1 protein-coding gene is annotated in these 241 nt (G+C 41.5%); it reads left to right on the top strand.

The genetic code is table 11. The features are described 5' to 3' along the window. Positions 1-235: DUF7659 family protein (locus AACR11_RS06595; protein WP_445286006.1), on the top strand; the 235-nt coding region annotated here is incomplete at its 5' end. Between the last annotated feature and the right edge of the window lie 6 nt (positions 236-241).

The raw sequence follows: 241 nt of genomic DNA, 5'->3' as shown, positions 1-241 counted from the left end.
GAGTAATGCGAGTGCTTTAGTCGAAAAGCTAGACGAGATCCAAAAGGATGCGATTGCGCAAGATATTGCTGAAAATGGCATCAAAGCCATCATCCGCCGTGAACTATTCAATCACGAGTGTTTCTACACCAATGATATTTGTGACTGCGTTGAAAAGCTTGAAGGCTACAACGTTTCATACGATGAAGTTTACGAGGTGTTTAACCACATCCGTAAAACCGAAGATGTGTATTAAGCACAT

This window comes from Vibrio sp. L85, from assembly GCF_963871815.1.
GTDB lineage: Bacteria > Pseudomonadota > Gammaproteobacteria > Enterobacterales > Vibrionaceae > Vibrio > Vibrio harveyi.
The sequence above is the reverse complement of the archived record's forward strand: the minus strand, read 5'-3'. Positions and strand labels throughout refer to the sequence as shown.